A 25235-nucleotide genomic window follows, 5' to 3' on the forward strand; every position below is an offset into this window, starting at 1 on the left:
TACGTCCCTTGTGGAGGCATTCGATGCCGGATGATCGGAACGCCCCGCTGAGCGTTCGCCCGTCCCTGCGGGGGCGCGAACTTGCCGAACGTCGGGAAGGCGGCATCACGCCCATCCAGATGGCGGATCCGCGCTACACGAAAGATCCCTACGAGGAAGAAGGCGGCGGATTCGACTTCTGGGGCGCCGTGCGCACCGTCATGCGCCGGAAGTTCATGATCTTCGCGATCTTGGTGCTGGGTCTTTCCGTTGCCATGTTGCTCGCATTGCGCGTGACGCCGCTCTATCAGGCGACGGCGACAATCGAGATACAACGCGAAGAGACGCGCATCATCGAAACCGGCTCGGTAGAGCCGACCATGGTGGCCGACTCCGAATACATGGCGACCCAGTACGCGCTCCTGAAAAGTCGCGCGTTGGCGGAGCGGGTCGTCGAAACGCTCGATCTGGCGGCTGACGAAAACTATGCGGACCAGGACCTCGGCCGCGAGCTGCGCGTGCGCGAAGCGGCGGATACGATAGCCGAAAATCTGAAGGTATCTCCGGAAGGACGCAGCCGCGTCATCAAGGTGTCTTTGGTCAGCTCGGATCCGGCTGACGCCGCCCGCGTGGCGAACACTTTGGTCGACAGCTTCATTGAAGGCAGTCTGGAGCGGAAATTCAACACCACTGCCTATGCCCGCAAGTTTCTGGAAGAGCGGCTTGCGACGGCCAAATCAGCGCTTGAAGAAGCTGAGCGAAAATTGGTCGACTATGCGCAGCAGCAGGACATTCTCGAAGTCAGCACAAACGCTGGCAATACGTCGCTCAGCGTCGACGCGCTCGTGGCGCTGAACCAGGAACTGGCGAAGGCACAGAGCGAGCGGATAAGCGCCGAGCAGCGTTTCCGCGAAAATCTTTCTAACACCACGACCCGCGAAGTTCTTGAAAGTGATGACCTGAAGCGGCTTCGGGCCGCGCGATCACTGCTCGCGGCGGAGTACCAGGAAAAGCTCGGCACCTTCAAGCCGGACTACCCGGACATGCTGAAACTTCAGGCCCGGATCGACGCAATCGACGATGAAATCGAAGCGGAGCGCGGCGCGATTCTCGTGTCGGCGGAGGCGGCTTTCAAGGCGGCAGTGGCGCGTGAGGAATCGTTATCCCAGCGGATCGACGAGCTGAAGACGGACGTCCAGGATCAACGCGGACGAAAGATCGATTACACCATCCTGCAGCGCGAGGTGGATACCGCGCGCACGCAATATGAAGCGCTGCTCCAGCGATTGAAGGAAGTCAGCATCGCGGGCGGCGTCGGCTCCAGCCAGGCGTCTGTCGTTGACCGCGCAGTTGCGCCGCTTCTGCCTTTCGAGCCCAACATTCCGCGCACGCTCGTGCAGGCCTTCATTTTGAGCCTGTTCCTCGGCATTGGACTCGCCTTCGCGCTCAACTATGTCGACGACACCATCAAGACGCCCGAAGACGTGAAGCAGAAGCTTGGTCTGCCGGCGCTGGGAGTCATCCCGAAGGTGCGCGGTCGGGCGGCCAATATCACGGAAGCCCTCAAGGATCCGCGCTCACCGATTACGGAAGCTTTTTTCTCGGCACGAACGGCGCTGGAGTTCACGACCGGAGATGGGCCACCCAAGAGCCTGGTCGTCACAAGTTCGCGTCCGAGCGAGGGCAAGACCAGCACGACGATCTCGCTTGGAATGTCCTTCGCAAAGACCGGCCGCAAGGTGCTGATCATCGACGCCGACATGCGCAAGCCGTCCTTTGTGGCCAACGCGAAGGACTCGATCGGCCTGTCCGGACTGTTGACGCAGGACGTCGCCTTGACCGATCAGGTCGTTAATTCGTCCACTGAGGGTCTGTACCTGATTCCCAGCGGCGTCATTCCGCCAAACCCCGCTCAGCTGCTTTCTACACCTCGTCTGGCTGATCTGATCGCGGAAGCGGGAGAATATTTCGATATTGTGATAGTCGATTCGCCGCCCCTTCTGGGTTTTGCGGATGCGCCAATTCTGGGTTCGGTATGTGACGCAACGGTGATTGTCGTTGAATCCGGCACAATCCGCCGGCCCGCCGCGTTGCGAACAATCGAGCGTCTTTTCGACAGCAATTCAAACGTCGTCGGTGTGATGCTGATGAAGTTCGATGCTAAGAAGGCCGGTTACGAGAGTGGAGATTACTACTACTCGTATGGCAAAGGATCGTACTCGTACGGCGCCAAGCAGGTTTCCAGCGCAGCGCGCAATCGGCGCAAGATCCGCCTTTTCGCAGAACCTGGCCCGCATCAGGATCCGCCCGGTCCGATGTGAGCGTGCTCGCGCGGTCTGTCCTGGCGTTGGTGTTCGTCGCGCTCGCGGGCGTCGCGGGTGTCTACGCAGCCGCAACCGCCTCGAAGGATATGCCCGGCAAGCTCCTGTTCCCGTGGACATACGCGGAGGCAGGATGCCTCGCCGCTGACGGGGATTGCTCATCAACAGAACTCATCGCGAACGCCGCATCGGCGCCCCTGTCCTTCCGCCCCTTCGCAGTGCGCCTCGCAGACGCCTTGGAAAGCTCGGCCTCCGCGGAAAAGCAGGCGCTGGCGGCGAATGTTCTGAAGCGAAACGCGCGCTCCGTGACGGCGCGCTTGGTTCTCGGCGAGGCGGCGTTGGCCGCGGGTGACCACGACCGCTTTCTGTCAGTCTTTTTGCCTGTGTTCGATCTCGATCGTGCCCAGGCGGCGGCCTATGCCGACGTGCTCGCAACACTGTCGGCTGATCCGGAAATCCGCAGCGGCATCGCCGCTCGCCTGGAGGCCTCGCCGTCCTGGAGCCAGGCCTACCTGAGCGCGCTCACGCGCCGCGGCGGCATGCCGGCCGGCGAGCTGATTCCGCTCCTGCGCCACGTTCCGGCCGCGCAAGGGCAATTCCTCGCGCGCCTTACCCGGCAGGGCAGCTGGGACGTTGCCTATGCAGCGTTTGCCGAATTTGTGACAGCCACGGCAGGCGCCGAACCAATAGTCCTGACAACGCCGTTCAATCCCGGCCTGCGTGAGCAGGCTGCGCCCGCGCCGTTCAACTGGCAACTCGGCTCGCGCAGCGCCCAGTTTGTGCCTGAGGGCGGTGTTTATGTCTTCTATGAAGGCCGCAAGCCAGAAGCCTTGCTATCCCAGACGTTTCCGCTCGGGCCTGGCCGCTACGAGCTGATTGCTGAGCAGAGCGGCGAAGCAGGTGAGACGGGTGGGTATTTTCGCTGGCAGGCGGCGTGCGCGGCGGGCGGCGCACCGTTTGCCGCGTTCGACGTAAAGTCATTGAAAGCGGCGCGGGATCGCGCGTCGTTTTCATTTGAAATTCCGCAAGGTGCCTGCGATTTCGTCACGCTTTCGCTGCGCGGCGTCCCCGGCGCGTTTCCGCGCCCGGCACGCATCGAGATCTCGTCGGTCAGGATTTCTTCGGCGCCTCAAGAGGAGAACGCGCCATGAGCGGGGTTTCCCGGGCGCGCCGGTTTGCCGTTCGAAGCCTCGCGCCTGTATTCCTGGCCGGGGCAGTGTTGATTGGCGGCGCAAGTCTGGAAGGCGAACAGGTTCAGGCGATTGGATTTGCGGTTTCCGCATTTCTGTTGGCGGGTTTGTTCCTCTTCAGTGGTGCCGCGCCTCGCAGCTTGAGCAATTGGGCGGTGCTGGCTTTTTGCGCCGCGCTCGCCGCGCTCTGCGCGGCGCAGATCGCGCGTCTTCCGGTCGGTATCGTTCAGGCATGGCCAGACCGGGACGTGGCGCTGGCAGGCCTCGCCGTGCTCGGCCGGCCGGCGCCGGCCGCATTGGCGCTAAGCTTTGCGCCGGAGGCGACGGTTGGCGCGTTCCTTGCCTTCCTTATGCCTGTGGCGGGCTTCTTCCTCATTGCACTGATTAAATGGTCGCGCGGGGCAGCGCTCCTTGGCTGGGCCATCCCGCTGATTGGAGCTGCCAGCGCCTTGCTCGGGCTCGCCCAGGTGTTCCTCGGAAACGAGCCCCGCTTGTATCTGTACAAGTTCACCAGTGAAGGCCTGCCGGCCGGCTTTTTCTCCAACGTCAATCATCAGGCGAGTTTTCTTTTGATGTGCCTGCCTTTCGTCGCGGCGCAGGCGGGAGACCTGCGACGGAGCTGGGAAGGCGGAGACAATCAGGTCGCGCTCGCCATTGTATGGCTCGCCTGCTTTCTCTTGCTCGTCACTGGCATACTTGGGGCAGGGTCAGTGGCCGGATATATCCTTCTGGCGCCGGTGAGCGTCCTTTCTGCTTTTCTATTGGGCAGCGGACGGCGCGGCGCTGGCAGCCGGTGGATGGGCGCCGGCCTTGCCGCCGCGATTATTGTCTTTGCGGGCGCGTTTGTTTTTTCAAGTCCTGTCCTGGAGGGCCTCGGCGTCACCTCGCTGGAAGAAAGCGAGCTGTCACGCGTTGGCATCGCGCGGACATCGGCGGAGATCCTCAGGAACCATTGGAAATTCGGGACCGGCCTTGGAACATTCGAGCAGGTCTATCATCTCTACGAAAACCCCAAGACTGTGACCTCGACCTATGTGGCGCATGCCCACAATGACTATCTCGAATGGCTGATCGAGACGGGCATCGCCGGGACGATCCTGCTCGCCGTGTTTATTGTGTGGTGGCTCGTCCAGTTCGTCCGGGTCTGGATAAATAACAAGAGAGGAGGGGCGGGCCTTCGCCGCGCGGCCAGCATCGCATGCCTTGTGATCGTCCTGCATAGCTTTGTCGACTACCCGTTGCGCACGCCGGCAATCGCGACGCTGGGGGCGATGTGCCTCGCGTTGATGGTGGTGGCGCGCGAGCGGAAGGATGGCCCGGCCGGGACCACGCCGGCCGCGGCAGCAGCGCCCCTCAAGACGGTCACACTCTAAGCCGGAAAATCCGGCTATTCGTCCAGAACCTCGTCCAGCAAGGCAGACCATTGCGCGATGACGCGGTCGCGCGACGCGTGAGTCTCAATATATGCGCGGGCATTGCGGCCCATCTGGAGCAAGAGGTCCGGTGAGGCATGCCAGGAGCGGATTCGCCCGCTGAGCGTTTCAATTGCGCCGACGGGAACCACCGAGCCGAAGCGGTGTTCACGGACGATCCGCCCAATGTCGCCGTCCGGGTCGCCGACCATCAACAGCGGCCTGCCGGCCGCAGCGATGCCGTAGAGCTTGCTCGGCAGGATCAGTCCCTCCAGCGCCGGCAGCAGGGAAACCCAGTGCACGTCAGGGATGCAGAGCGACAGACCGAGCTGGTCCCGTGGCTGGTAGGGCCTCGTGACAATGTTCGAAAGGCTGCGCTTCTCGGCTTCCTCCTTGAGCTGCGCACGAAGGTGTCCGCCGCCGATAAACAGGAACTTTACTTGGTCGAGGTCACGCAGCGCTTCGGCGGCGCCGAGGATTGTATTGAGGTCATGCGCGCGGCCAAGGTTGCCGGAATACCCGATCACGAAGTCGGATGGACTGAAGCCCCAGGAAGCTCTGAGGACATTGTCTGCCGCGGGGGCTGGCTGGATCGCCGTGTCATCGCAGAAGTTCGGAACAAGACGGATAGAGCTTTGAGGGGCGCCAAACAGGCGCACCTTTTGCGCCATGCACTCGCCAATCACGACGTTGCGACTGGCGCGCCGCAGCGACCGGTTGCGTGCCTGTCTGGCGATCCATCCAATTGGGCCACTCGCGAGACCGACGCCCAGCGCCTGGGCGGTCTCGGGAAACACATCCTGCAGCCAGTTCACGGTCTTGGCGCCGCGGACCCGCGCAGCGAGGCCGAGGGGAACAGACAAGAGGGGCGGGTCCGTCTTGATGACAATGACATCGCCCTTTTGCGCATCCTGTAGCACGCGCATGAAGCTTGAAAGATAAAACGACAAATAATCCAGCGACCGGCCGATCAGGCCAGCCCGCCCGAACCGCGTGGTGGGCACACGCCGGACGCTGACACCCTCAACGAGCTCGCGGGCAGGCAGCCGAATGGAGGCATCATCATACATCATGGCAGAGGTCAGTACACGGACGGGTCGTCCCAATGCCGCCAGACCGATCGCGACATCCGTCAGCATCTGGGAGGTCGCGCTGATATCCGGATGGAAATACCGGTTCACAAAGATGATCCGCGGTGCGGTGTCGTCGGGGCCGGTCATGTCACGACGTCTTGTAGCGCTTGGAGCGGCGGCGTTCCGGCCTGAGCAGGCGAAGCGGCACCGCGCCGGCGAGAATGCCGAGCAGGTTCGCGCCGGCGTCGACCAGGGAAGCGGTCCGGCCGCTTCCTGTCTGCAGGTATTCAAGGGCGAGGCCGTAGACGGCGAGCGCCAGGCAGACACGGTAGAGCCAGTTGCGGGGCGCTGTCAGGCCGATCACCACCGCCAGGCACAGGAAAGCCAGGAAATGGCTGAGCTTGTCCCAGGGGGTGAGGGCGAATCTTCCGAACATCGTGTCTGGCGGCGCGAGCGCCGCCGCCGTGAATCCGGCGACAAGAAATCCGGCAAAAAGCAAGGCCAACGCCTGAAAGATGAACTTCAAAGCAGGCCCCGGTTCGCATTGATTTTCGGTTGCATTGCCTTCTATCCGCGATAACCGGATAGGTCTCAAGAGCGGGCAATCCGAACGGGGATAATTTGGTTGCTTGTGGTTGCGTTTTTGGCACTAGTGCAACCGTGCCAGCGGCGACCGTGCAGACAAAAGGACGTGCAATGAGCGGACAGAAGACGGCCCTGATCACGGGCGCCACAGGGCAGGACGGCGCTTACCTTGCGGAGTTCCTACTTTCGAAGGGCTACATCGTGCACGGCGTGAAGCGTCGGTCCTCCTCTTTCAACACGGGACGGATCGAGCACCTCTATCAGGACCCGCATGTCGATAACCGGCGGTTTGTGCTGCATTACGGGGATCTGACGGATTCGACCAACCTGATCCGTCTGGTTCAGGAAACCCAGCCCGACGAACTCTATAACCTGGCCGCCCAAAGCCATGTGCAGGTGAGTTTCGACAGCCCGGAGTACACGGCGAACGCCGACGCTGTAGGCACGCTGCGCCTGCTCGAAGCCATCCGTATCCTGAAGCTGGAAAGCAGGACGCGGTTCTACCAGGCCTCCACTTCCGAAATGTACGGGCTCGTGCAGGAGGTGCCGCAAAGCGAGAAGACGCCGTTCTATCCGCGCTCGCCGTACGGCGTGGCGAAGCTCTACGCCTACTGGATTGTGGTGAACTACCGCGAAGCCTACGGCATGCATGCCTCGAACGGCATCCTGTTCAACCATGAAAGCCCGCTGCGCGGCGAAACCTTCGTTACGCGCAAGATCACCAGGGCCGCCGCGGCGATCAGCCAGGGCCTGCAGGAACGCCTCTATCTCGGAAACCTCGACGCCAAGCGCGACTGGGGGCACGCAAAGGAATACGTCCGCGGCATGTGGATGATGTTGCAGCAGGAAAAGCCGGACGACTATGTGCTGGCGACGGGTGAGACCACGACAGTCCGCCAGTTCGTGGAATGGGCGTTTGAAGACGTGGGCATCGAGATCGGGTGGACGGGCAAAGGCATCCAGGAAAAAGGGCATGACCGTGCGACGGGCCGTTGTCTTGTCGAGATTGATCCACGCTATTTTCGGCCGACGGAAGTGGATCTCCTGCTCGGTGATCCGCGCAAGGCCCACGATGCGCTCGGCTGGAAGCACGAAACCAGCGTGCGCGAACTTGCGCGCGAAATGGTCGAGGCAGACCTCCGTTCCCTGATGACCCCCGAACTGCAGCTTGCGAAGGAAGTCTGAAATGGCTTCGGCGCCGATATTTGATCTGAGAGGCAAACGCATCCTGGTGACCGGTCACCGCGGCATGGTGGGCTCTGCCATTGTCCGGCGCCTTGAGCGCGAGCCCTGCGAAGTTCTGGTCGCAGGCCGCCAGGAGGCGGACCTTCGGCGCCAGGCCGAAGTCGAGCGCTTGGTCGACAACCTGCGTCCGGACGCGATCATCATCGCGGCGGCCAAGGTCGGCGGCATTCTCGCAAACGACACCTATCCGGCCGATTTTCTCTACGACAACCTGATGATCGCGGCGAATCTGATCGAAGCAGCGCACGGGCAGGATGTAGGCCGTCTGGTCTTCCTGGGGTCGAGCTGTATCTATCCGAAGTTTGCTCAGCAGCCGATCGAGGAAGATTCACTCCTGACCGGAACGCTGGAGCCGACGAACGAAGCCTACGCAATTGCCAAGATCGCGGGCATCAAGCTCGCCGAAGCCTATCGTCGCCAGCATGGGCGCGACTACATTTCTGCGATGCCCACGAATCTCTACGGCCCGGGTGACAATTTCGACCTTGCCTCCAGCCATGTCCTGCCGGCCTTGATCCGGAAGGCGCACGAGGCAAAGCAGTCAGGCGCCAAGGACATCGTCATCTGGGGCACGGGGACGCCGCTGCGCGAGTTTCTTCATGCGGATGATTGCGCGGACGCGGTCGTGTTCCTGCTTCAGAATTATTCTGAACGGCAGCACATCAATGTCGGTTCCGGAACTGACCTTTCGATCCGTAGTCTGACAGAGCTCGTCTGCAAGGTGGTGGGGTTCGAAGGCAGCATTATAACGAGCCCCGACAAGCCCGACGGAACACCCCGGAAGCTGATGTCAGCCGACAAGCTGCGTGCACTGGGCTGGGCCCCGTCGATCGGCTTGGAACAGGGTATTCGCGAAACCTATGACTGGTTCCTGAAGCACGTTGCCGCGCCGGTCTGATCGCCCTTACTTCGCGCCGTGTCCGGTGATCATCACACGGATCGTCTGCATGACGATCAGCACGTCGAGCCAGACCGAGAAGTTGCGCACGTAGTAGAAGTCATATTCCAGCTTCTCGCGGACATCGTCGACACTCGTGACGTGACCTTGCTTGATCTGGGCCCAGCCGGTGATGCCTGGCCGCACGATGTGCCGGTAGCGGTAAAACGGCAGCTGGCGTTCGTACCAGGACGACAGCGCAATTGTTTCCGGGCGGGGGCCGATCCAGCTCATTTCGCCGCGCAGGATGTTGAAGATCTGAGGCAGTTCGTCGATCCGCGTCTTGCGGATGATCTTGCCGATCCGCGTGATGCGCGCGTCATCAGACTGCGTCATGTCCTGTGTCACATCGCGCTCGGCTTCGGCCTGCACCCGCATCGACCGGAACTTGTAGACCGTGAACGGCTTGCCGCGATGTCCCATCCGGGGTTGGCGGAACAGCGCGGGTCCGCGAGACTCGATGCGGATCAGCAGAGCGACCAGCAGCAGGAGCGGTGACAGCAAGACTGCTGCAACGAACGCGAGCGCAAAGTCCACATAGAACTTGGCCGGCGCGTAGATGCTGTCCGGCGCAAGGTGGCCGAACGAGTTTTCGGAGAGGTGGTCGATGGCGACCTGGCCTTCGATCGACTCTTTCAGTTGCTTGGCGTTGAACACGCGCCGGCCGCTGATGGCGGCTTCGGCGAGATAGCGTTCCCATTCGGCGGTCAGCCCCGCGTAATGGAAATCGGCCACAAGCGGGATGTGCGGTGCGCGCTCGGCTTCCGCCGGCGTTGAAAAACGGACCCAGTCCACGTATCCAATCCGGGTCAACACCGACGTGCGGCCGCCGGAGACGAGCCCGTAGACGGGGCGGCGCACCCGCGAGAGGACGTAGGTCAACACGAAGAAGAACGCGGTCACCAGAAGGAAGCTGAGGACGAGTTGCTTGCGGCTGAAGTCAAGCCGCAGCGCCACGAACAGCGACAGGACTGCGAGATAGGAGACCACGAAGCCGGGAAGCTGGTTCAGGAGCGCGCTCGTGCCTGGCAGGCTCGTGACTTTGCGGTAGATCAGATAGCCGAACAGGACGGCAACGGCGCAACCGATCAGCGTCGTCTCGTAACTGAAATTGTCGTCGGACACGTACTCGAATTGCTGCCGGATCCAGAGCGGTGTGCCGATGCCGATGATCAGGGCTGCGAGCAACTGGAAGCGCACGCTGCCGAGGATCGCAGCCAGCCGGTGGCGCCAGGACGACGTAACGTGCTGGGCGACGTCGAAATCAACGACATTGACGGGGGCGTTCATGCGGCAGTCTCCGTGCGGGACGCTGGGACAGTGCGACCACTGGGAAGGGTCAGTCTCGTTGCGCGTTCTGCGACAGAAATCAGGAGGGTGATGCGCTCGGCATCGGGGAGGGCGACGACCTTGCCGATCCAGTCGTCAAATATACCGCCGACAACCCGCACCTCGTCGCCGAGGGCGGGGGCGGGCCAGTGCGGCTGGATATCGCCGTCCGGCGACACGCTGGCGATCAGGGCTTCAACCAGCCCCTCTGGCAGCGGTGCCGGACGTCCCCCAAACTTCACGAGCGAGGAAATCCCCGGCGTCGAATCTACCGGCTTCCAGCGCACGGTCGTCACATCGATGTTGATGAAGAGGTAGCCGGGAAAGAGGGGCACCTGCTTGCGAAGCGTCCGGCGGGCATGCGTCACGTGTTTGGTGATACGCGGACAGAAGGTCTGGTAGCCTTGGCGCTCAAGGTTCCTGAGCGCGAGCGCTTCGCCATTGGCGTGAATTTTCGCGGCGAACCACTTCTCGAACCCACCCATCTCACGCCCCGGCACATTCTACTTTTCGTATTGAAGGTAATGAACGGGAGGATTGAAACCGAATCAAGTGTGGCAATTAAAAATTTTCCATGACTCTCCTTTTGGGTGCAGAAATGCCACACAAACAACCAGCGGCGCCAAATTGCTGGACAGATGAATTTTTGAATCGGAAGTAGAACGCCTGATGTTCGGTAAGCGCTTGAACTCGCAGGGATCTGCCGGGCCGCAAGGGACCCCGGGGCGCCGGCTTTACGCCATCGGCGACGTCCACGGCTGCTATGCCGAAATGTGCGCCCTAATGGTGCGGATAGAGCAGGATCACCGCGCCCGACCGGACGCGGAATGCTTTGTTGTCTTCCTTGGCGATCTCATCGACCGGGGACCGCACAGCCGCGACGTGATCCGTCACTTGATCGACCGTCCGCCTGCCTTCGCAAAGATGCTTGTCCTCAAGGGCAACCATGAAGAAATGATGTTGCGGTCACTACGCGGCGAGCCCGAACTGATCAAGGACTGGCTAAAGCATGGAGGCGACACATGTGCCCGTAGTTACGGGCTCGATCCGGCGCGCTTGCTGACCGAAAACGTGGACACGCTCGAACACCTGCTCACCCGGTTCATTCCGGAAGAGCATCTCGATTTCCTCGATGGCTGCGTCGATCAAGTGCGGTTCGGTGACTACCTTCTTGTGCATGCGGGCGTCCGGCCGGGCGTTGCTCTGGAGGCTCAGTCTGGCCACGACCTGCGCTGGATCCGGGGCGAGTTCCTGGAAACCGATCGATCCTTCGGTGCGGTCGTCGTTCATGGACACACCGTCACCGACCAGGTGGTGCAGAAGCCAAACCGGATCGGGGTCGATACCGGCGTTTACAAGACGGGCGTCTTGAGCGCGGTGCGCCTTGAAGGCGCCGACCGCAGCATCTTGAGTGCCGGAACTCCAAAGTTGCAGGCCTGAGCCCGTTACAAATGTGCAGGTTAGGCGACGAACCCGGGACGGGCGCGTTGAAAATGCGGTTTGAGCTGAACAATCTTCAGGCGACGTGCACAATTCAAAGGCAAATGGGAAACCGCTCAACTTTGCGCCTCTACGGCGAAAATTATGGGTCGACGCGATAGGCTCAATGGGTTAATGAACTTGCCAAGGTAAATGAGGGGTTTTCCATGATCAGGCTGTTCACTGCGGGCGTTGCAACGTTCGCCCTTTCCGGAATGATGATTGCGGCTGCCGAGACCAGTGTCGCGTCGACGACGGGTGAAGCCGGCGGTGTGGTTGTGGCGCGCGGCGGTGAGACCTTCTCGCTGCAGGCAGGTGACCCGCTTTTTGATGGCGACCGGATCGTGACCCGCAGCGGGGCATCCGCCGAGATCTCCGGTGAAGCCTGTACCCGCACGATCCCGGAACTCTCCTCGCTGGTTATCGCGGACGATTTCTGCACGGCCGTGATCGCATCGGCCGATACGACCATTCTGGCTGATGCCGGCGCGATCAGCGAAGGCACTGGCACAGGTGCTCTGCTTCCGCTCCTGGGAGTCGCGGGCGCCGGCGGCGCAGCAGCGGCGGCGGGTGGCGGCGGCGGCGATAGCGGTGGCAGCGCCACCAGCCCCTGATCCTTACGACTTTACACCCTGCTCCTTGGCCCGCCGGTAAAACGGCGGGCTTTGTTTTTGTGGGATGGCTTCGCAGCGCCCCATGGTCGGCCTTGAAAATCATTTCGCTGGCGAGCTTACTTCCGAAGCAAAGCCGACCTGCATACCGGAAGGGCGCGCCACTCGTGAGAAGCTGAAAGAGCGCTGCAGAAGGCTCAGGTTGCCGGCGTCCGCCAATCAACTCAAGCGTCGACCTCACCAGCGTTCAGCCTACGCTTTGCGATTTGCATTCGAACGCACAGCTGCGCGCGACTTTCTCAAGGCTGAACGGCAGACACGGTTAACGGATCGGCTTCTGGCACCAGGGTGCCAAAGACCAATACCGGCTTGGCGTCGGCGGTCTCGCACTGCCCGGCGCTGGCCCAGCGCGCGCCAATGAGCGCCGTTGCCGGGTTGCGCTGCGCTTCGTCCAGCGCAGTGATCTTGGACACGCGTACGCCGCTTCCCGGCAACCGGCTGGCAAAACTGGCGGCGACAGGCACTTCGGTGCCGGCAGGCGTCAGTCCAACTGCGAGCGCGGTGATCCCTCCAAAATCGGCATCGTCGACTACGGTCAGACATTGTATCTTGACCGGGCGGGCGGGGAAATAAGCCTCCCAGCTTTCCGCCGAGGGCACGCGCCGGGTGCCTGCCAGAAAAAGCGATCCGTCGGCGTCTTCTGTAATCGGCGACGCGGCGTCGAACGCGAACAGGCGTTCGCCAAGCACCTGGAGTTCGATGCTGGACGTAGCCGCGAAGAATTTGCGAAACAATCCGCCATCGGATTTCAATGCGGATTCCGCTTGCGCTGGCGTAGGCTGCTCGGGCGCGGGAAGGTTGATCCCAAATCGTTCCAGTTCTTCCTTTTGACCCGGCCCGGTCAGGCACGCGGGACGCCGCATCGCTTCTACTGCCGTGGCTTCTTTGTGCGTCGCGATCATGAGCCAGGAAAGGGCCGAAGCGTCCGCACTGGAAAAGCCGTTGTCTTCCAGGCGGCTTTGTACGTCGAGGCAAATTGCATTCAAGCTGACGGGATCGGTCGTGGCCTGATACTTCGTCCATCCATTTTCCGTAGCTTTGTCCACGGCTTTGGGGAGCGGAAGGCTACCGATTTTCCACTGCAACGGCGTGTACGGATTGATCGCGCCGAGAGCGGGGACCAAGTCGACCATCGGTTTGATGGCGCTTCCAATGAACTGGAATTTTGCAACGGCGCCGGCCGTCAGTTTGCCCGACCGTGTGTCGACCTCGACTAGCCGAAGGGCTTTCTCGCGTGCCTGTCCAGGAGCGAGGCCCACAGCGACCGTTTCTTCTGCCGTCATGGTCCTGCTGGTAAAATTGCCCAACTGCTCTCGCGAAACTTCCCCCAGTGCACTTGCGATCGGATCCGGCGCTCCAGCATACCTGACGAGTTCGCCGATAGCGTCCTTCGCGCCCTTCAACAAACTGTCGTCCAGTGTGGTTCGATCTTCGAGCTGGGCGGTGATGCGGAAGATGAGATTGTCATCTGATGCCGTCTTCAAGAGCGGGGACAGGTAACTGATATCATTCGTACCCGGAGAGCATTTTTTCCCGCGGTTGCGCGATTTTAGAGTAAGGACCGGAAATGTATCAGAGATTGCGCGGTCGGTACTGTATTCGACGCTGATCGCCGTCAGAATATCGCGGTTCGGCGTGTTGTTCCAGAAATTCTGGAGCGCGCCCTGCACGCCCGTCGCCGACGCGTTGTTGGGGCGCCTGCAGTCGAACTGGGATCCGCCCGGCTTTACAACTTCCGGATCGACGACCAATTGGTAGTAGTCGTTCGACGCGATCGGCAACATCGGCACCCCGGTACCGGGCTGGATCACAGCTTGCGTCGCGCAGCCAGCCAACAAGAAAGCTGCGAAGCATACAGTTAGTGCGGTGGATCGGCTCATTTGAAATTCCTTCATGAAATTTTTTTGCGAAGCTTTCGATGCTTTGAAGTCCGGTGTTCCAGAACGAGATGATCAATCTGCAAGCTGCGCAATGTCAGCCAGCGACGATCACGTGCAGACTGACGCCTCGCCCTGAAGAAGATTTGGTTCAAAGTCCCAAACACTTTCAGTTCTGAGTCGGCGCCGGTGGACGACCCCGCCGCCGCTTCCGTTCTTGATCCCGAAGAGCGGACCGCTCACGTAAGGCAGGGATAAGCCTGCTATTTCAAACCCCAGTAGTTCGAGCGCAGCAGCACGCGAAGTGCGCGCAAATGTCTCGACGATGATGTTGGCGCATTGCATCTTTCCAGCGGCTTCGATCCGGGCTTCATCAAGCGCCCGGCTGAGGCCCCGTCCGGCAAAGGCCGGATCAACGACCAGTCGGTTGAGAGAGGCTATTGGGCCGGGCAGGCCATTCGGGAACACGCTGGCGAAAATCTCGGCGTTCGGTACGGAAGACAGCTCAGCATGAACCGTCATGCGCGCGGCCGCGACAAGTATGCCGTTGTCGGAAAGGGTCCAATGCCGTGCAAACAGATCAAAGTCGTCCAGCCATTCCCTCATGTCCGGGAATGCCGGTTGACGCGCTCTCCAGGCCCGCACCCTCAGTTGGCCGATAGCGGAAAGCAGGCGTTCGTCATCAGGTGAAATTTCGACGGGGCCAGCCAACATCAGGCGCCTCCCATGCGAGGCAGATGGAACGGAGGCCGATCTTGCATCAAGAGCCATTCGATATCCTCCCACGGGCCGCCGTCGATGCCTTCCCGCTGCGCCATCGAACAGGATCCGCTCCGCTGCGGATGATCTGCGCGACCGCGCTGTCCGGTTGTCCCGAAACCACCCTGCGTCACCAAAAGTATCAATCGCCGATTGCGTTTCCCATCCCCATTTGTAGGGTGTTGCCAACTATAATCCGCACGCTGAATGCGGTCGGGCCCGGTCTTGAGGGAGGCTTCGTTTGCCGGACGAGTTTCAGGAAGGCTCCACCGCAGAGGCCGCGATTCTTGCACCAGTTCTGGAAAGCGGGGTTGTCGACACGCGCAACGAGTTGGGTCAGAGGCTCTTTGTTCCTCAGATCAATTGGTCATGTCTCTCTGTTGCCGCATTTGCTTCGTCAGGATCGCTGTTGGCGGCAAGCCGGGATTTTCCGGCGACCGACGCTGGAGAGGTGGAAGCGGCCTGGAGACACAGGACACAAGAGGTTGCGCCGATGCCGGCGCGCCTCGACGACGGCGCTCCGTCAATCGTTGCACTTGTCAGTCCGGAAGTCGCGCGCCGTTGGGGTTTGGATCCGGGGGCTCAAGCGATCGTGCGCCTCCCCGATGCATACATCGTCGGCGTCTGGATGGCTGCGAGTAGGACTCCGTCCGGGTTGTCCTGGGCCTGCGAGCGGCTGGGGCTTACCTCGCTTCAGGCCAAGGTGGTTACAGCGTTGGCATGTCATGGAAATCTGCGCGCGGCGGCCGCAAGGGCAGGGGTTACGTACGCAACGGCGAGAGAGGCGCTTGGGGGCGCAATGGCGCGGACCGATACCCGCAAGCGTTCCGTACTCATTGATCGTGTGTCCTGTCTCGCATTCGGTGTGCTTCCTGAAGGCGGCACCGGCGCGAACTTGCTGGAAGACATTTGGGGCCTCACACCCCGGCAGGCCCGATTGTCGATGGCGTTGGCCCAGGGCGCATCGAGAGACGCCGCCGCCCGTGGCGCCGGCGTATCCGAAGCAGTTGCCAAAAAAGAGCTCACTTTTGTATTTGAGACGTTGGGCGTGACGAGCGGAGCCGGCCTGACCGCCTATCTTTCGGAAGCAACGTCGATCGCCGCATTGTCGCGTCTCGTAGCAGATGACATTCACTTTGCGTTTGATCGATCAGAGCCGCTGCGACTCGTTCCAGCAAGGCAGGATGGCCGCATGATCGCAGTAAGCGACTATGGTCCGCGCTCCGGACGCCCGGTCCTGGTACTTCACAGCAGCAGCGCTTCGCGGCCTGTGCCGTCTGTTCTGCTAAGTGCGCTTCATGCGCGCGGCTTTCGTCCGATTTCGATTGATCGCCCAGGTTTCGGCTTGACCGATCCGATGCCGCTGGAGGGCGATCCGTTCGCGTTGGCCGGTGACGACATCCGAACTGTTTGTGATGCGCTCGGATTTGATAAAATCGACGTGGTCGCTCGCGGCGGGGCTCAGGTTGCAGTTCATTTTGCGGTGCAGTCTCCGGAACGGGTGGCGCGTGTGGTTCTGGTCGCGCCAGACCCGCCTACGCGTATCAGCAGGCCGACGAGCGGTGTGCTGGGCGCCATAAAGCGCGCCCTGCAGACAAACCCCCACGTGATGGAGGTGCTCTCGCTTGTGCTGGTCAGCAGCCTGCGGCGGATCGATGCAAAAGAGTTGATGCGCAAGGCGGTCGCCACAAGCGTACCTGACCTGCAAACAATGGAAGACGCCAGAAACTTCGCAGATTACCGGCGCGGATTCCAGATGTTCCTGTCTGGACGTCTCAAGGGATATGTCCGGGAACAGGCAGCGCTGGTGACCGAACCAGACCCAGCGATTCCGGCGAATACAATTGACTGGCATGTGTTGATTGGATTGCACGATCCGCTCCACGAACCCGCCGAGATGGAATCCTATTGGCGAATATTGCTGCCAGATGCCCGGTTCACTGTATTGCCGGATGCTGGCAGGTTCATCGTAATGAGCCATCCAGAACTCGTCGTTGCCGCGCTTCAGGGACGGGCAGGTTGATTGGCAAGGGCGCTGGATCAACCCAGGCGTCCACGTGGGGCAGCCGGGGCGTCCTCTTCGAAGGTCAGGTCAACTTGAAACCAGCGCGTTTAGTTCTGCAGCGATCGCCGTGACGACCTGGCGCTTTTCCGCATCAAACGTGTGCCGGGCATAGACGCCGATGATTCCGGGAATCTTATGCTGCGTCAGGGCACGGATTTCGTCGATGCCGCTGCCTCCGCGCTGGGCGAGCGTAACCGCTGTTCGGCGAAGATCGTGCAGTCGCCAATCCGCCGTTCCGGTTGCACGCCGGAGGGATTCGATTCCGTTGGATGCTCCATTGAACGGCAGGGTTCCGCGGCTCCCGATGCCAAATACGTAAGGTCCGCCGAAACGTGGCCACGTGTCCAGTACGTGCAGCGCCAGTGGTGACAGAGGCACGGAATGTCCGCGGCCGGACTTCATGTTTTCGGCCGGAATCGTCCAGATGGCCTCGCCGAGGTCGAGATCGCTCCAACGCATCCGCTCGATCGATCCTTTGCGCTGGGCCGTGAGTAGCGCCATCTTGGCAATCGTTGCCATCGAACCATCGAGCAACCAGACCGCCCGGATCTCGTCATCTGACAAGACCCGCTCGCGCGCAGTGACCGGGCGGGGAGCTCTCAGCAAGAGTAGAGGATGGTCGGCGACCAGGTCACGCTCGGCGCACCAGCTGAAGAAGTGGCGCAGATAGGCATGCAGGTTCCGGCGCAGGGCAGGCCGGTCTGCAAGAGTGTCGAGAAGGCGCGCAATGTCGCCCTTTGAAACCTGGGCGACCAGGCGGCGACCATGAGCGGGCAGGAGGTTGCCGCGCAGCGCGCTCGCCTTGGCGTCGACCGTCCGCGGCGCATTCTCCGCGGTGCACGCAGCGAGATAGGCCTCAACCGCTTCCCGCAAGGTCAGGCTCGTACGCGCGGCCTCGGCGTTGCGCGCGGCCTTCGGGTCGGCCCCTTGCGACGCCGCGCTGAGATGCTGCCCGGCGCGCTGGCGTGCGTCCGACAGGGACACAGCTGGGAACCGGCCGAGACTCATGGCCCGCCGCCGCGAGTCTCCCGGTAACCGGTAATACAGCCGCCAAGTCCGTGTTCCCTGCGGCGAGATGGAAAGCTGCAAACCGGGCGCTCCGCCAACGAAGGCGGAGGCCGAAAGGCGAGACACGGCGAGAGCGGACATCGGGCGTAGCCGGCCTGTCATTCAAAGCTCCGATCACGGATCAAAAAAAGTGTGCCAAAAGTGTGCCAAAACGTGCCGATTGAGGCGATTTCCAGCGTATGATAGCGGATGCGGGTGAACATATAAAGATATAAAAAACAACAGTTTATCGGATGTCAGCGAACTTCTGAGAACAAGGGTGAACAACAAAAAAACTGACTTTTAATCAGTAGGTCACAGGTTCGAACCCTGTTGGGCACACCATTTTCCCTAAAGTATTCCGGCTTGAATTCCGCGGTGCTGGGCCCTGTCGCCCGATCGCCGAGGCGCGTCAGCGCTGAGCCAGCGTGCCGGTTCGCTGGTTCTTGTTGGACAGCGCCTGTCACATTGCACCGATAGCCGGGACGGGCCCAGCGCCCGCCTGGGCACCCGCCGGATCTCAGGCTGGATTGGCGAGCTTTCGGCTTGTCAGAATCTCAGAACGCCGGACGCGCCGACATAATGGCTCGTGCCAGCTTCAGACATTTCGATGTCGTAGGACAACCGCGCCGTGAAGATGCTGGAGCTGCTGTTGAAGGAAAAGCCGGCCAGAACGCTGTCGCCAAATTCCTCTTGCGACGCGATTTCGAAGGTTTGATCGCTGTCGATGAAGCTGGCTGTCGTCTTGTACGCTTTTCCCAAAAGCTCATGGCGAAACCCGACCCGCGCCTCCGGAAAAATCCGGTACATGCCGTTCTGGATGTTCCAATCCCGTCCCATCGCCAACATGGCCGTGGCAGAGGCGCGCTCTGTTTCGGCCTCGCCGATCTTGAGGGCCAGGCCCGTATTGCGAAGCGCCTTCTCGCTGTAGGCGTCCTGGTTCAGGTGGAAGAAGTCGGCCGAAAGTTCGGGGCGGGCGAAGAAGCTGCCGGCCTTGAAGGTCGTGCCCACCGCAGCGGTAGCGGAAAAGCTGGTTCCGCCCCAATAGGCGGTGACCTGGTCGTTGATGTCCTGGGTATCCAGCACATCGGCATCCGCACGGCTGCTGTCGCGTTCGCCGGAGATGATGTCGAGTTCGCGAAGGCTGTTGAAGTTGACTTTCGAAACCTGGCCCGCGCCGCTCAGATAGAGATCGTTCCAGCGCTTGAGCGCGTAGAGCCCGATTCCCGTTGAATCGGTGGAAACCGGCTTGTTGCCGCCCGTCTTCTCTTCGTAGGACCCTGACGCGAAGTTCAACATCACGCCGAACGCATCAAGCGATGCAACGGGGAAGTCGAGACCGCCGGCGAACGAGACGCCGCTGCCGTTGTATCCGGGAACGCCTTCGCCGGCGTCAATGTCCGTGAACGTATGGGTTTCCTGCAACCACGCTTTGGTGCCTTCGCCGGGCGACTCTGCCAGCAGCCGCATCTGGTCGGAGAGTGCACCATACGTCGCTGTGGATTGTGCGCGCAGAAATCGCGTGGATGAGTCGGTGCGTTGGGGCAGCAGCTGGTTGTAGGCCTGGAAGAATGCGGACTCGTCCGCAATGCCGGCGAACGCCGCATTGAGCGTGTCGGAGCGCTCGAAGAGATCGAGAACGGAGCCAAACGCAGCGGCCTGGTTTGTGTCCATTCCCATCTCGTCGGACGATTTCAGCCGGTAGACGATGTCCAGGCTATCCGTGACGTCGTCAGTGAGGACCAGATCTGTCTGGTAGATATAGGGAAGGTCGCCGCTCAACGATACGTCGCCGGATTCCAGATCGGCCAGGATATCTGACGCCCGGATCACCGTGTAGGCCCCGGAGGTATTCAGGACGCGCGTGAATTCGGGTGTGATATCGACCCCGTTCGATAGTGTGGCGGTGCCGGCGACATCAAATACTGTGTCAGAGAATGAGGCACCCGGATCGATCTCGATGATGAGATTCGATCCATTTCCAATCGACAAGCTATCGACCGCCACCGATGTTCCGCTCGATATGCGTGCGCGAGAATCGTCGATTGAAATATCGAGTGCGCTTCCCGCGTTCGAAAGGGCGCCGGCAAATGTCGAGCCGCCCGAAATTTCGAACAGGGAAGACGAGCTGGAGCTGCCGAAGTCGATGTCGCCCGTCAATGACGAGCCATTCAGCAGGCGGATGATGCTCGACGTGCCCGCGAACGAGACATCGCCCTCGATATCGGTGTCGCTGGCGTAAAGCTGGTTTGCGCCGCCGCCAAACGTCACGTTGCCGTCCAGCGTCCCGCCGTCCAGCTGCAGGAGGTCGTCGCCGGAGCCGAAGATGATCAGTCCCGTTATGCTTGGATCAAGCGTATCAAGTGAGTCGATTTCATCGTCTCCGTTGGCGTCGTATGTCGCTTCGCGTTCATACTGGTGCAGGGTGACGCCGCTTGTGTTGGCAGAAAGATCGAATGCCACGGCATCTTCGCGAAGCGTGAGTTCCAATCCGTCGCTGATATAGCTCGCAGAAATCGTGCCGGTGTTGACAATCGACGACAACGAGCCGGATTGATCGAGCACGGCGACGACTTCGCCGGCATTTCCGGTTGAGCGGGCCTGTATGGTGCCAGAGTTTTCGATTGAGGAAAGTGTCGCGCCCTCGTCGATAAGGATCGCCTTGGCGACGGTCGATACCTCGGTCGCAATCGTGGACTGGATGGATCCGGTGTTGACCAGCGCAGGAATGGAGCTGTTCGTGCCCAGATGCAGCGCCGTTGCATTCGCTTCGTATGCTGAAGAGTAAATTGTGCCGCTATTGTAAAAACCGCCTTCGACAATCACCGAGTTTCCGGACGATGCGGACCCTTCAATCAGGATTGCCGTTCCGTCAAATCCGACGTTCGTTCCAACACCCGAAATGGTTCCTCGGTTCATCAATCCATATTCGTAGGTGAATTGCGCCAACACTTCGTCAGTGTCATCGTCGTCGTCATCGTCCAACGTGTCGCGGACGGTTTCCACCACGCCGCCCAGCACGAGATCGCCATTCGCAGAACCGTTCCAGTCTGAACTGATCAGGAGTGCGGGTGCTGAACCATAGCTTGTGATCCGACCGGACGATCGATTCTCGTTGAAGTCTTCAATAGTGTCCTTGGTTTCGTCCTCGGATTCGTCGTCGCTTGGGTCTGGATCAGCTGCGGCTCCATTGACAAGCAATCCCTGACCAAGGCTGCCGCCGATGATTACGGCGGATCCGCCGACCAGCAGCTCGTCTGAATCAAAGCGCTCTTCGAGCGGTTCGGTGCTGCTGGTCACAGATGCGGGCGCAACATAGTTTGTTGAGGCTGTGTATGCAAAGCCGGTCGATGTAACGGAGCCGCCGATCGAAACGGCACCTGTCGCTCCAGAATCCAGGCGCAATCCGGTTGCGTTTTCGCCCTGCACAGAGACGGCGCCCCTGATGGCGATCGATCCATCGACTTTGCCGGTCGCGGTAATGCCCTGCGCATTGTCGCCGACGACCGAGATTGTTCCGTTGACCACCAGATCTCCGAGAAGATCGTCAAGCAGCAGCATGCCGGCCGAGTCGTTTCCCGCAACGCGAAGGCTGGAACCCGTTTCCAACCGGATGGATCCGGTAAGTGGGCCACCACTGTTCAGCTTTATTGCGGTCCGGCCTGTACCGATCGCGAGAGGCCCGTCGTCATCGTCATCGTCGTCGCTGTCTTCCCGGCTATAGTCCTCGGTAAGCGACACAGATCCGCTGATCGTCAGATTGCTGGCCAGGCCGGGTTCGATCAGCACACCGATGGTGTCGTCAGAATCCTCGATCTCGACCGATCCATCAATGGTGACATCGTTTGAGCTGTCGATGGTTATGGCCGTGAATCCGGACGTGTCGGACACTTCAATGGATCCATCATCGGTGATTTCGATATCACCGGGTTGGCCGTCGTCCGCGGTCGATGTGCGGACGCTCGTCGACGTCGTCGTGCTGATTTCGGCAGCGCGCGCGTGCTGGATCAGAGCCAGGGAAGAGACGCTCAGTATCAGGAAATTTCGGAAGAGGCTGGTCATGGTCCATTTCAATGTTGGGTGCCCCCTCGGAGCGTGGCGGAACGTGGACACCACCTGAGGGCGGATGTCGGGGACTCCGAGGGGGATCTCCGCCGCGTTAGGGGGAGCGACGTCGACAGGACGTGCTTACAGAGCAGTTCCGTGAAAAAGTGTGCCGTGACAGGCGTATCGTTCAGTCGAATTGTGGCGCCGCGACACAATTTGACGTTCGCCCGGAAGTTCCCGGCCAGACCTCGGACATTCTGGACGATTTTTAATTCAGAAAAGCACTCGCAGCCGGTTGCGGGCGTTGCCGTGTGACACGAAGCAGGCTGGTTGCGGCAAAGTTTGGACATCTCTTGGTGGGAGGACGGCCTCAAATACAGAGGCTTCTTCCTTGTCCAAGCGTCCTTCCGGTACCATTGCGATCTGCTCGCAGCACATCATGTCGCCTGAGTGTTTCGGGCCGGCTCCATTGAATCTGATGGTGAGGTGCGCCGAAAGGAGCGGCTATATGGGACCGGTCACGGTGATGATCTGGGACGACGAGGACGGCTTTCCATGGAGTAGCCGGCGTGCACGCAGAACGGCATACATCGACCCCGATGAAGGCCAGAAGTCAGTCGTCTTCATGGGACTTCGGCCGGGTCGCTACGCCGTGACAGCGTTTGCAGATCAGGCCGGGTCCGGCAGGCTGAAGCGCAATTTGCTCGGCCGGCCGAAGCAGCCCGTATTTTTTGTGAATTCGGTACCGAGCGGCCCGAAACCAGTCTTCCGTGATCATGTTTTCGTTCTCAGACAGAGCACGATCGTCGATCTGAAGATGTTTGGTGCAGAACCGGGTGCCCACCGCTATAGGAGAAAAAATCGCCATGAATTCGGATACGCTGAGTCCCGAAAAGATGTCCCAGACGCCCCAAGACCCGTCCGACCGGCCCAAACTGCTCGTGGTGGATGACGACTGGAACATCCGCGACAGTCTCAAGCGGTTTCTCGCGTCTCAGGAATTCGAAGTCGATGTCGCGGAGAACGCTGCGGTTGCCCGGCGCAAATTACATGAGTGCGCACCCGACCTGGTGATCCTCGACGTCATGATGCCGGGCGAGGACGGATTGAGTCTTTGCCGCAGCATTGCCGAACTGAAGACCATTCCGCTGATTCTGGTCAGTGCACGGTCTGACGATATAGACCGGATCATCGGGCTGGAGATCGGCGCTGATGACTATCTGGCCAAGCCGTTCCATCCGCGGGAGCTGCTTGCGCGCATCCGGGCCATCCTGAGACGCTTGGGCCATAGCTCGACCGTTTCGGCCGGCGATGAAGTGCAGCAATTCTTCGAGTTCGACCGGTGGGTGCTCGAGGTGCCGAAGCGGCGTTTGCGCCGCGACGATGGTGTGGTTGTCCAGCTCAGCGCATCAGAGTTCTCCTTGCTCATGGTGTTCATGAAGAATCCCCGGATCGTCCTGTCGCGGGAGCGGATACTGGATCTTTCGCGCGCGACTGATTCCGAAGTCTTCGACCGCAGTGTCGACAGCCAGATCAGCCGGTTTCGCAGGAAGCTCGAGCGCGATCCTCGGGAACCTGAGATCATCAAGACGGTCTGGGGCGGCGGTTACATGTTCGACACGAGCGTCCGCCGGATATGAAGCGCTTCTTTCCGGACACGCTTCTGACGCGGTCAATCCTGTTGTTGGTTACTGCGCTGATCCTTGCGCACGTCCTGGCCATTATCAGCTTCAAGCTCATCGCCGAAAACATGTTTGCCGCGATGCAGCGCTCGGCGCAGGTCGATGTCGCGATGCGCGTTCTGACGCTTGCCGGAAAGTCGGAGAGCCTGGAGCAGTTTTCAGACGCTGTGGTCGATATGGACGGCGTAATGTTCGTGCGGTTGGCGAAGATCTCGGACGTCACTGCTGACAATGAACTGGGCGCCGTCGTTCGTCACCGGTGGGAAGCGAGCGGCCGTCCTGATGGTGGATTTTCGGATTTCCGTCTCGGGGCGCCGGAATTCATCGAACGCCGCGAAAGACCGGACATGGAAGGATTCGGCGGCAGACCGCCTGGAGAGTTTCCGGATGTCGAACCGAGGCGAGCGCGCCCGATGCCGCCAGCGGCCGGCGCTGAAAGACCCGGACCGCGCCGGCTTCCGATGGAAATGAATGGCGACCGGCGAAACGGGCCCTTCTCGCAGAGCAGCGCCATTCTCGCGATCCAGTTCGGCGATGCCCAGTGGGCGAACGTGTTGTTTTCCGGCGACGTGGGACGAGGTCCGCCCATTCAACCGTTCATTCTCATTCTGTCGCTTTCCCTGTTTGCCGTGGCGATCGCGGCGGCTTTCGCAGCGCGCTGGATCTACAAGCCTTTGAACAAGCTGGCATCTGCCGCATCCGCACTGGGGCGGGGTGAACGCCATATGCCGTTGCCGGAGTCCGGCCCGCGGGATATCCGCCACGTCATGGAGGCGTTCAACAGCATGGCCACCCGGCTGGAGGCAGTCTTCCAGTCCCAAAAGGATGTGCTCGTCGCGATCGGCCATGACCTGCGCACGCCGATCACGGCGTTGCGCATCCGGACAGCGATGATCACTGACGAATCCGAGCGCGAAAAGATGGACCGCGCCCTCGACCAGCTGGAAAGTCTGACCTCTGCCGCCTTAATGGCAGGAACGCTGGGCGTTCGCGCTGAGGCCCGGGAGGTGATTGAACTGGGCGCGCTGATCGAAAGTCTGTGTGATGACCTGACGGATGTCAGCCTGCCTGTGGTCTGTGAGGAGTTCAGCGGCCAATGGCTCGTACAGGGCGCGCCGGACGACCTCATGCGGGCACTGCGCAATATCATCGAGAACGCGGTCCGCTACGGCGCGCGCGCACGGATCGGGATCGTTCCGGGTGAGGCCGTATGCCAGATCGTGATTGATGATGATGGGCCGGGGATCCCGGACGAACAGCTTATGCGCGTGTTCGATCCGCTTGTGCGGCTTGAATCCTCCCGTAGCAATGAAACGGGCGGCAACGGTCTCGGTCTGCACATAGCCCGCAGTATCATCGTGGCTCACGGCGGCAACATCGTGCTGGAAAACCGTGAAGGCGGCGGCCTTCGTGCGACCGTCACGCTACCGCGATTCAGCTCCGAAAACGGGCGCTGAATCAAATTGTGGCGCGGCGACACAGGCCAGCGCAGCTGCGGCAAACATCGGCCAAATCCGGCGCGTTAGTCAGGGGTACC

19 protein-coding genes are annotated in these 25235 nt (G+C 60.9%); 11 read left to right on the top strand and 8 right to left on the bottom strand.

Annotated elements, in window-relative coordinates; genetic code table 11:
• Positions 1-23 precede the first annotated feature (23 nt).
• The 3 genes from GC148_RS04760 to GC148_RS04770 are packed head-to-tail and all read left to right on the top strand — an operon-like array spanning position 24 to position 4863.
• Positions 24-2300, top strand: coding sequence for a polysaccharide biosynthesis tyrosine autokinase (locus tag GC148_RS04760; RefSeq protein WP_291069165.1), 2277 nt, complete (start codon positions 24-26; stop codon positions 2298-2300).
• Positions 2297-3451, top strand: coding sequence for a hypothetical protein (locus GC148_RS04765; RefSeq protein WP_291069166.1), 1155 nt, complete (start codon positions 2297-2299; stop codon positions 3449-3451). The genes GC148_RS04760 and GC148_RS04765 overlap by 4 nt, the downstream gene beginning before the upstream one ends.
• Positions 3448-4863 carry an O-antigen ligase family protein gene (locus GC148_RS04770; RefSeq protein ID WP_291069168.1) on the top strand — a complete coding sequence of 472 codons (1416 nt, stop codon included), beginning with the start codon at positions 3448-3450 and terminating at the stop codon, positions 4861-4863. The genes GC148_RS04765 and GC148_RS04770 overlap by 4 nt, the downstream gene beginning before the upstream one ends.
• Positions 4864-4877: 14 nt before the next feature.
• Here the strand turns inward: GC148_RS04770 and GC148_RS04775 are convergent, their stop codons facing one another.
• Entirely contained in the window at positions 4878-6122 is a 1245-nt protein-coding gene (locus GC148_RS04775; RefSeq protein WP_291069169.1) for a glycosyltransferase family 4 protein, read from the bottom strand.
• 1 nt (position 6123) lies between these two features.
• Positions 6124-6501: a hypothetical protein gene (locus GC148_RS04780; protein ID WP_291069171.1), complete on the bottom strand. Its 378-nt coding sequence runs from the start codon at positions 6499-6501 to the stop codon at positions 6124-6126.
• A 170-nt stretch (positions 6502-6671) separates the two neighbouring features.
• Here GC148_RS04780 and gmd point away from each other — a divergent pair, with 170 nt between their 5' ends.
• Together gmd and GC148_RS04790 are read left to right on the top strand one after the other, a co-directional pair.
• The gene (gene gmd / locus GC148_RS04785; RefSeq protein ID WP_291069172.1) at positions 6672-7745 is read left to right on the top strand and encodes a GDP-mannose 4,6-dehydratase; all 1074 of its coding nucleotides are present in this window, start codon (positions 6672-6674) and stop codon (positions 7743-7745) included.
• 16 nt (positions 7746-7761) lie between these two features.
• Positions 7762-8703, top strand: a complete 942-nt coding sequence (locus GC148_RS04790) for a GDP-L-fucose synthase (RefSeq protein WP_366063188.1) — start codon at positions 7762-7764, stop codon at positions 8701-8703.
• Between the two features lie 6 nt (positions 8704-8709).
• On the opposite strand, the gene GC148_RS04795 is transcribed toward GC148_RS04790, so the two are convergent.
• Both GC148_RS04795 and GC148_RS04800 read right to left on the bottom strand, forming a co-directional pair.
• Complete coding sequence (locus tag GC148_RS04795) at positions 8710-10032, bottom strand: exopolysaccharide biosynthesis polyprenyl glycosylphosphotransferase (RefSeq protein WP_291069174.1); 1323 nt, start codon at positions 10030-10032, stop codon at positions 8710-8712.
• Positions 10029-10556 carry a transcriptional activator RfaH gene (locus GC148_RS04800; RefSeq protein WP_291069176.1) on the bottom strand — a complete coding sequence of 176 codons (528 nt, stop codon included), beginning with the start codon at positions 10554-10556 and terminating at the stop codon, positions 10029-10031. Before GC148_RS04800 ends, GC148_RS04795 begins: the two co-directional genes overlap by 4 nt.
• A 184-nt stretch (positions 10557-10740) precedes the next feature.
• Here GC148_RS04800 and GC148_RS04805 point away from each other — a divergent pair, with 184 nt between their 5' ends.
• Both GC148_RS04805 and GC148_RS04810 read left to right on the top strand, forming a co-directional pair.
• Positions 10741-11511, top strand: a complete 771-nt coding sequence (locus GC148_RS04805; RefSeq protein ID WP_291069177.1) for a metallophosphoesterase family protein — start codon at positions 10741-10743, stop codon at positions 11509-11511.
• 206 nt (positions 11512-11717) lie between these two features.
• Positions 11718-12164, top strand: a complete 447-nt coding sequence (locus tag GC148_RS04810) for a hypothetical protein (RefSeq protein ID WP_291069179.1) — start codon at positions 11718-11720, stop codon at positions 12162-12164.
• A 296-nt stretch (positions 12165-12460) separates the two neighbouring features.
• Here the strand turns inward: GC148_RS04810 and GC148_RS04815 are convergent, their stop codons facing one another.
• Both GC148_RS04815 and GC148_RS04820 read right to left on the bottom strand, forming a co-directional pair.
• A complete protein-coding gene (locus GC148_RS04815; RefSeq protein ID WP_291069180.1) occupies positions 12461-14101 on the bottom strand; it encodes a hypothetical protein in 1641 nt (546 codons plus the stop codon).
• Positions 14102-14209: 108 nt separating this feature from the next.
• The gene (locus GC148_RS04820) at positions 14210-14812 is read right to left on the bottom strand and encodes a GNAT family N-acetyltransferase (protein ID WP_291069182.1); all 603 of its coding nucleotides are present in this window, start codon (positions 14810-14812) and stop codon (positions 14210-14212) included.
• Between the two features lie 286 nt (positions 14813-15098).
• On the opposite strand from GC148_RS04820, the gene GC148_RS04825 reads away from it, so the two are divergent.
• Complete coding sequence (locus tag GC148_RS04825; RefSeq protein WP_291069184.1) at positions 15099-16880, top strand: alpha/beta fold hydrolase; 1782 nt, start codon at positions 15099-15101, stop codon at positions 16878-16880.
• 69 nt (positions 16881-16949) lie between these two features.
• Here the strand turns inward: GC148_RS04825 and GC148_RS04830 are convergent, their stop codons facing one another.
• Positions 16950-18092: an integrase arm-type DNA-binding domain-containing protein gene (locus GC148_RS04830; RefSeq protein WP_366063145.1), complete on the bottom strand. Its 1143-nt coding sequence runs from the start codon at positions 18090-18092 to the stop codon at positions 16950-16952.
• 426 nt (positions 18093-18518) lie between these two features.
• The gene (locus GC148_RS04835) at positions 18519-22082 is read right to left on the bottom strand and encodes an autotransporter outer membrane beta-barrel domain-containing protein (RefSeq protein WP_291069187.1); all 3564 of its coding nucleotides are present in this window, start codon (positions 22080-22082) and stop codon (positions 18519-18521) included.
• Positions 22083-22524: 442 nt separating this feature from the next.
• On the opposite strand from GC148_RS04835, the gene GC148_RS15905 reads away from it, so the two are divergent.
• Genes GC148_RS15905 through GC148_RS04845 form a run of 3 tightly spaced genes read left to right on the top strand, consistent with a single transcriptional unit; the run spans position 22525 to position 25155 of the window.
• Positions 22525-22968 carry a DUF2141 domain-containing protein gene (locus tag GC148_RS15905; protein WP_366063148.1) on the top strand — a complete coding sequence of 148 codons (444 nt, stop codon included), beginning with the start codon at positions 22525-22527 and terminating at the stop codon, positions 22966-22968.
• Positions 22913-23656: a response regulator gene (locus GC148_RS04840; RefSeq protein WP_366063150.1), complete on the top strand. Its 744-nt coding sequence runs from the start codon at positions 22913-22915 to the stop codon at positions 23654-23656. The genes GC148_RS15905 and GC148_RS04840 overlap by 56 nt, the downstream gene beginning before the upstream one ends.
• Complete coding sequence (locus GC148_RS04845) at positions 23653-25155, top strand: HAMP domain-containing sensor histidine kinase (RefSeq protein WP_291069190.1); 1503 nt, start codon at positions 23653-23655, stop codon at positions 25153-25155. Before GC148_RS04840 ends, GC148_RS04845 begins: the two co-directional genes overlap by 4 nt.
• Positions 25156-25235: the final 80 nt, after the last annotated feature.

The sequence above is a fragment of the Hyphomonas sp. genome (assembly GCF_016125515.1).
Lineage (GTDB): Bacteria > Pseudomonadota > Alphaproteobacteria > Caulobacterales > Hyphomonadaceae > Hyphomonas.